General features: G+C 69.3%; 8 protein-coding genes. 1 reads left to right on the plus strand and 7 read right to left on the minus strand.

All coding sequences use genetic code 11. From position 1 onward, the window contains the following. Positions 1-4 precede the first annotated feature (4 nt). The 7 genes from N1F91_RS25880 to N1F91_RS25910 form a co-directional block, all read right to left on the minus strand. A complete protein-coding gene (locus N1F91_RS25880; protein ID WP_289996428.1) occupies positions 5-586 on the minus strand; it encodes an NADH-quinone oxidoreductase subunit B in 582 nt (193 codons plus the stop codon). Beyond that, positions 577-942, minus strand: a complete 366-nt coding sequence (locus N1F91_RS25885) for an NADH-quinone oxidoreductase subunit A (protein WP_289996429.1) — start codon at positions 940-942, stop codon at positions 577-579. Before N1F91_RS25885 ends, N1F91_RS25880 begins: the two co-directional genes overlap by 10 nt. A 285-nt stretch (positions 943-1,227) precedes the next feature. Beyond that, complete coding sequence (locus N1F91_RS25890) at positions 1,228-2,163, minus strand: NAD(P)-dependent oxidoreductase (protein ID WP_289996430.1); 936 nt, start codon at positions 2,161-2,163, stop codon at positions 1,228-1,230. Further along, a complete protein-coding gene (locus N1F91_RS25895; RefSeq protein ID WP_289996431.1) occupies positions 2,160-2,858 on the minus strand; it encodes a nucleotidyltransferase family protein in 699 nt (232 codons plus the stop codon). The genes N1F91_RS25890 and N1F91_RS25895 overlap by 4 nt, the downstream gene beginning before the upstream one ends. A gap of 3 nt (positions 2,859-2,861) precedes the next feature. Further along, positions 2,862-3,842 carry a GDP-mannose 4,6-dehydratase gene (locus tag N1F91_RS25900; protein ID WP_289996434.1) on the minus strand — a complete coding sequence of 327 codons (981 nt, stop codon included), beginning with the start codon at positions 3,840-3,842 and terminating at the stop codon, positions 2,862-2,864. Positions 3,843-3,855: 13 nt separating this feature from the next. Further along, entirely contained in the window at positions 3,856-4,446 is a 591-nt protein-coding gene (locus N1F91_RS25905) for a methyltransferase domain-containing protein (RefSeq protein ID WP_289996436.1), read from the minus strand. Then, positions 4,436-5,326: a sulfotransferase gene (locus N1F91_RS25910; RefSeq protein WP_289996437.1), complete on the minus strand. Its 891-nt coding sequence runs from the start codon at positions 5,324-5,326 to the stop codon at positions 4,436-4,438. Before N1F91_RS25910 ends, N1F91_RS25905 begins: the two co-directional genes overlap by 11 nt. 48 nt (positions 5,327-5,374) lie before the next feature. Here N1F91_RS25910 and N1F91_RS25915 point away from each other — a divergent pair, with 48 nt between their 5' ends. Next, a complete protein-coding gene (locus N1F91_RS25915; RefSeq protein ID WP_289996439.1) occupies positions 5,375-6,460 on the plus strand; it encodes a glycosyltransferase family 4 protein in 1,086 nt (361 codons plus the stop codon). Positions 6,461-6,776 lie beyond the last annotated feature (316 nt).

Consider the following 6,776-nt stretch of genomic DNA (forward strand, 5'->3'; position numbering starts at 1 on the left):
CGCCCTACCTCTCGATCGTGCCCGTGCGGCGGATCTTCTTCTGCAGGAGCAGGATGCCGTAGAGCAGCGCCTCGGCGGTCGGCGGGCAGCCCGGCACGTAGATGTCGACCGGCACCACCCGGTCGCAGCCGCGCACCACCGAATAGGAATAATGGTAGTAGCCGCCGCCATTGGCGCAAGAGCCCATTGAGATGACGTAGCGCGGCTCCGGCATCTGGTCGTAGACCTTGCGCAGCGCCGGCGCCATCTTGTTGGTCAGCGTGCCAGCGACGATCATCACGTCAGACTGACGCGGCGAAGCGCGCGGTGCGATGCCGAAGCGCTCGGCATCGTAGCGCGGCATCGAGATGTGCATCATCTCCACCGCGCAGCAGGCCAGCCCAAAGGTCATCCACATCAGCGAGCCGGTACGCGCCCAAGTGATCAGCGCCTCCGAAGACGTGACGAGAAAGCCCTTGTCGGCCAGTTCCGAATTGATCTCGCCGTAGAACCGGTCGTCCGACCCGATCGGCTTGCCGGTATTGGGATCGATGATCCCCTTCGGCTTCGGCGCGATCAGGGTCTGCGAACTATCGTTCAATCCCATTCCAGCGCTCCCTTCTTCCACTCATATATGAAGCCGATCGTCAGGACGCCAAGGAAGATCATCATCGACCAGAAACCGAGCATGCCGATTTCGCCGAACGACACCGCCCAGGGAAACAGGAAGGCCACTTCCAGATCGAAGATGATGAACAGGATCGAGACCAGATAGAACCGGATATCGAACTTCATGCGCGCATCGTCGAAGGCGTTGAAGCCGCACTCGTAGGCCGAGAGCTTCTCGGGGTCCGGGTTCTTGTAGGCGATGAGGAAGGGCGCCGCGATCAGCGCGATGCCGACTGCCATCGCCACGCCGACGAAGATCACGATGGGTAGATACGAAACGAGAAGTTCGTTCATGCCTGAACCTTCCGCGGCATGCCGTCCAGTTCGACCGACCGGTCCGCCTCCGGCCACGGCCGAAGCGACGGTACGGGAAATGCGCGCGGCCTGCCCGTGTTGCAACGAGGCGAGGGTTAGCGCAGCACACCGGTCGACGCAAGCCAAAGCTTGGCAATTCTCCCGCTGCGAACGAGGAAGTCCGTCCAGCCCGCTGCGGCGAAACCGCCACGCCCGGCCGCCCCCTCCGGCCGCGCGCATGCAGGCCCGCCGCCTCCCCGCCGCCGCCGATTCGCGGCCGCCGCGTCAGGACGGGCGCAACGCCTCGGATCCAGCGTGGTCGTCGTCGCCGGCGGCCATCCCCAGCGCCAGCACCGCGAGGTCGGCGACCGGCAGCGGATCGACGGCGTGCCCGAGCGATTTCAGCCGGGTGACGTCGGCCACGATGCAGCGTCCCCGCGCGGTTTCGGGCCGCTCCGCCTCCCGGAATTCCACTGCCCGGCCTGAAAAGCGCAGCGTCGCGGCCACGAGCTCGCGCAGCGCAGTAGCCCGTCCGGAGCCGACATTGATCCAGGCCGGAGGCCGTGTCGGCGCCAGCGCCAGCGCAACCGTCAGCCTCGCCACCGCGGCAACCGGCAGGTAGTCGCGCCAGCCGTCCAGCGCGCCGGTCCGAACCACGGTGCGGTCCGGCGCACGCAGCTGCCGAACGACGGAGCCGAGCAGGCTGTGCGTCGGCATATCCGGCCCGATCGCGGCAAACAGGCGCAGCCCCACGGCGTCGCCGCCGGATGACGCTGCCTCGGCGATCATGTCCATCAGCTGCGCCTTGGCCCGGCCGTAGGCCGATGCCGGAAGCCGAAGCGCATCCTCGCCGAGCGGAGCGTCGGTTTCGGCCGAGCCATATTCGGCCGCGCTGCCGATGCCGACGAAACGGCAGCCTTCGACCGTCTGCGCCGCTGCCAGCAGTGCAAGCGCCGCACCCAGCGTCACCGTCTCGTGAATGTCGTCGGCCGCAGGCGGCGGCGCGCTCGCAAGCGCCAGAACCGCACGTGGCCGCAGCCGGTCGACCACCGCCCGCGCCTCGATGGCGTCGCCGATGTCCGCGTCCAGATGCCTGACCCCGTGCAGCGCCGGCACGCTGCGGCCGAGCGAGACGACGGTCGCGCCCGCGGCCACCAGCCGCGCGGCGACCGCGCGGCCGACGAAGCCGCTCGCTCCCGTCATCAGCACAGGCCGGGTCATTCGTCCTGCAGCGGCGAGACGGCGCGCGCGGCGCCGCGATAATCCTCCACCGTCCCGACGTCCAACCACTCCGCCGTCGAGAAGAACTGCCGCACCGGCGCGTCCATGGCGATCATCCGGTCCAGGAGTTCGGGCATGTCGATGCGCCCGCCGGCCGAAGGCATCGCCGCGGCCACGGCCTCGGCGTTCAGCGCATAGGCGCCGAGCAGGATGGTGTGCCGTACCTCCGGCTTCTCGCGCAGCCGCAGCACGCGCCCCTCCGCGTCGGCCTCGACCGTCCCGAATCGCAGCCGCTCGCGCCATTCGCCTGCGGCCACCGTCGCCGCCGCGCCGCTGGCCCGATGGCTCTCGAACAGTGCGCCGAAGTCCAGCACCGTCACGATATCGCAGTTCACCACCAGGAAGTCGGGCGCCAGCCCCGCCACCAGCTGCAGTCCGCCCGCAGTGCCCAGCGGCTCGTCCTCGACGGAGAAGCGCAGCGGTACGCCGCGTCGGTCCGTCCCCAGCGCCTGTGGCAAGAGTTCGCCCATGTGGCCGGCGCAGATCACCGCTTCGGTCATGCCGCAGACGGCGAGGCGATCCAGCAGCGCGCCCACCAGCGTGGTGCCGCCCAGCGGCAGCAGTGCCTTCGGGCGTTCGCTGGTCAGCGGCGACAGCCGCGTCCCCAGCCCGCCCGCCATGATCACCACCTGCACGGACTACACCCGGTAGCGGTCGTCGCGAAAGTCTTCGCGGCGAAGATGCTCGATCGTCATGGCAAGCCCCTCCTCCAGGCTCAGGCGCGGCGACCAGCCGGTCTTGCTGACGAATCGCCCGTTGTCGGCTGTCAGTCGGTCCACCTCGCCGGCCGCCGGGCGGATCCGCTCCGGATCGGTCGCAACCTCGAGCTTGCGGCCGACGAGCCGGCCGACCACGCCGACCAGTTCCTCGATCGAGATCGACCGGCCTGTGCCCAGATTGTAGGGTCCGAGACCGATATCCGGGCCGGTCGCCGCCAGCAGTAGCGCCGCCGCCGTATCGGCAGCGTGGGTGAAGTCACGCTGCGGCCACAGGCTCCCCAGCCGCAACGTGTTTCCCCGCAGCGCCTGCGAGATGATCGTCGGAATCACCGCGCGCCGGCTCTGCCGCGGCCCGAAGGTGTTGAACGGCCGGATGATCGTCACCGGAAGCCCGAAGCTCAGGTGCCAGGCGCGGCCGAGCGCGTCGGCCGCCACCTTGGTCGCCGCATAGGGTGATTGCGGCTTCAGCGGATGCGTCTCGTCTATCGCCGGCGTCTCGGCGTCGCCATAGACCTCCGAGGTCGAGGCCAGCACCACGCGGCCGACCCCGCCCTGCCGCGCCGCCTCCAGCACGTTCAGCGTGCCGGTCACGTTGGTCGCGACATAGCTTTCGGGCGCCGCCAGCGAATAGGGAATGCCGATCAGCGCCGCCAGGTGGATGACGGCCCCCGCCCCCTCCAGGATGCGCGCCAGGCTGCGGCCGTCGGTGACGTCGCCCCATTCCAGCTCTGCCTGCGCGAGCGTCTGCGGGTCGAGATGGACGAGGTTGCCGATGCCGCCATGCGAGGAATAGCGCAGCATCAGGGTCGTCGGCAGGCCGAGCGCCACGGCCGCTTCGGCGACATGGCTGCCGATGAAGCCGCCGGCCCCGGTGATCACGATACGTCCGGGTCCGGTCACCGCTGTGTTCCCCTCATGCCTTGCGCCCCACCCCGATGAACCGCGGTGGATCCATAACCTCAAAGACCCGCCTTTCCTCGCAGCCCTCGAGGAACACCTCCTCCACCGCCGCGCGGCTGAAGCGGTAGTAGTCGCTCGGGTAGCCGTGCAGTCCGAGCGTCGACGTCGACGCCGCCTGCGCGTCGGCGCGGTCCCCGCGGATAGAGGATGCGAGCCGCCCCCACCAGCCCCTCGCCCGGCCACGCATGGCGCCATAGCCCGGCACGCCGAGGATCATGTGCCCGCCCGGCCGCGTCACGCGTCGCATACCGGCCAGGCTCAGCCAGAACCGCGGATCGTGCTCCAGCATCGAATTGCAGAGGACGAGGTCGAACCCCTCCGCGCCGAGGACCGCCAGGTCGTTGGCATTGCCGCGCACCACCGTCACGCCCGGCGGCATCCCGCCCGCCTCGAGCCCGAAAGCCACCCGCTCGCGCGCGCCGGCCAGGGCCGGCAGGTCGATCAGCGCCGCCTCGCCCTCGTGCTGGCCGACCTCGAGAACGCGTCCGGGCGCAGGCAGCGCCGCGATCAGTCCCGCGAATGCCGCGCGGATATCAGGATGCACGCAACCTCCCCAGGATACGGGCGAAGCGTCCGGCACGCGCCGGTGGGGTCGCATAGCCGAATGCCCCGAGCGTCGGCGCGAGCACGCGCAGCGCCTCGCGCACCTGCCACTCCGGCATCGCGCGGTGCTTGCCCACGCTGTCGGCATGCACGCTGCCCGCCGCCGCACGCACGCCGTCTTCGTCCATGGGAAGGCCGAGCCGGTCAAACAGCCCGCGCATCGCGCCCACCGGATCGGCCACGATGTGCTCGTAGCGTATCTCGTGGTAGTTCGCCCCGGCCATCGCCCCGTGCCGTCGGCCGACGGAGACGCTGTTCACCCAGTGCTGCGCGTTGAAGACGTGCGAATGGCGCAGATAGGTGTGGTAAGTGAGCTTCAGTCCGTTCCACCGCCGGATCCGATCGGTGCCGAAGAAGACCTTCTTCCAGAACGCGCTCTCCGGCGCGACATGGTCGCAGAACGCGACGTCGCGCCCGTCGCGCAGCAGGTGCACGACCTGCGCCCGCGGGAAGATGCGCAGCAACAGCGGCAGCGCGTAACCGGTCTCGCAGAGCTTCCAACCCCAGGGAGCGCCGTCCGGCCGCCCGCGCAGATGCCCCGTCAGCACGTCGCGCGCCAGCGCCGATATCTCTTCGTCGCCCTGCGAGAAAAGCCTGGAGAAGTCGGGAAAATGCCGCTCGACCAGCGGCTCCACCAGCCGCAGGATGTCTGCCGAATCCTCCGACTCGTTGCGTCGGTCGCCGAGCCACACGCCGCCGGCCATCACGAGCCGGGCGAGCAGACGGCTTCCCGAGTGCGACTTGCAGTAGAAGACGACCGGCGGCGGAATCATCGAGAGGTCGTGACGCAATTGCGTGATGGTGTCCGGCAGAGCCGTCATCTATGCGTCTTCCGGTGTGCATCCCGCAACCATACGCGAGACTTGGGCATGTCAGCAGATTCCGGCAGGCACGGCAAGATAACCGTCGTCCTCCCGTTTCCCGGCTTCGGCGGCGGCGAGCGCCTGCTGTCGCAGATCTGCCGCTCGCTTCGCCAGGACGGCCATCGTGTCGAGCTGCGCATCGACACCCACAGACCGCTGGACGGGAGTTCGCTCGCTGCGTGGTTCGAAGGCGCGATCGACGGCTGGCGCAGAATTGCGCCCGACGACGCGCCCCTGGCCGTCTCCGCGATCGCCGAGCCCGACACCGGCGCTGTCGTCTGGTGCAATTTTCCGCAGGCACTGTCGCTTGCACCCGCGGTGTCGGCCGCGCGGCGTTCGTTGCGCCAGGTCGCCTTCCTGTTCAATTCCACCGACGGCGGCGACCGCCTGCGCGCCATGGCGCCCTGCATCGACCTCGTCATCGCCGAAAGCCTCGACGCGCTGGCCAGCATCGGCGCGATGCGCCTCGACGCCCCGCCGGCGCGGCTGATCCCCAGCGCTCCCTTCGTGCTGCCGGTCCCGCGCGCCGCGCGAAACGACGGCCGCCTGCTCGTCGGATTCATCGGCCGCATGGACCCGATCAAGGACCCGCATGCCGTGCTGCGCACCGCCGCCCGTCTCCCCGCGGCGGGCTTCTCCTTCGTGATCGCCGGCGGGGGCGAGATGCAGCGCGAAGTGCGCCGCCACGCCCTGATCCTGTCGCTCCGGCGAAGCATCCGCTGGCGCGGCCATCTCGACGACGAAGCGCTCGCCCGGCAGTTCGCCGCGCTCGACGTCCTTCTCGTCCCGTCGCGGATCGATGGCCGCCCGCTCGTCGTCCAGGAGGCGCAGCGGCGCGGCGTGGCCGTGGTAGCGAGCCGCGTCGGCGGCATCCCCGAACTCGTCGAGGACGGCGTCACGGGCCTCCTGTGCGAGGCCGGCGACGACACCGCCTTCACGGCAGCGCTGCTTCGCCTGCGCGACGATCCGGCTCTGCGCCTGGCTTTGGCCGACGCGGCTCGGCGGCGCGCCGAGGCGCAGGAGCCGCTCGCCGAACGACTCGTCCGCTACAAGGAGGCCATTACCGGAACCAAAGCCCCCCACCCCGCCTGATTGCCGTGGCCGCATGGCAGAACCGCCCGGGTCAACCCAGACAGCGGTCAGTGGTGAGAAGCTAGACCACGCGAGGGGACATGACCTGCTTTGCTCACCCCTAGCCAGGCTACCGCCGGTGCCGCGGCGTCGGAGGAAATGCGGGGACAGTTTACTTAATTCGACAAGTATTCACGCCTTCTACAGTAGTTACGTTCCGAATTAAGTAATACCCCGACTCCCCGAACCCCCGAAGAAATGGCGTTGACGATCGTCCCGCGAGCGATTCTGCTGGGTGCATGATTCGCGGTGGTTTTCTGTCGAAGGACGGGCGTGC

This window comes from Aquibium sp. ELW1220 (genome assembly GCF_030398385.1).
Classification (GTDB): domain Bacteria; phylum Pseudomonadota; class Alphaproteobacteria; order Rhizobiales; family Rhizobiaceae; genus Aquibium.

What these genes read in the sequence shown, in the direction of transcription:
- N1F91_RS25880 (WP_289996428.1), bottom strand. Translation starts at nt 586, where the DNA reads ATGGGATTGAACGATAGTTCGCAGACCCTGATCGCGCCGAAGCCGAAG.
- N1F91_RS25885 (WP_289996429.1), bottom strand. Translation starts at nt 942, where the DNA reads ATGAACGAACTTCTCGTTTCGTATCTACCCATCGTGATCTTCGTCGGC.
- N1F91_RS25890 (WP_289996430.1), bottom strand. Translation starts at nt 2,163, where the DNA reads ATGACCCGGCCTGTGCTGATGACGGGAGCGAGCGGCTTCGTCGGCCGC.
- N1F91_RS25910 (WP_289996437.1), bottom strand. Translation starts at nt 5,326, where the DNA reads ATGACGGCTCTGCCGGACACCATCACGCAATTGCGTCACGACCTCTCG.
- N1F91_RS25915 (WP_289996439.1), top strand. Translation starts at nt 5,375, where the DNA reads ATGTCAGCAGATTCCGGCAGGCACGGCAAGATAACCGTCGTCCTCCCG.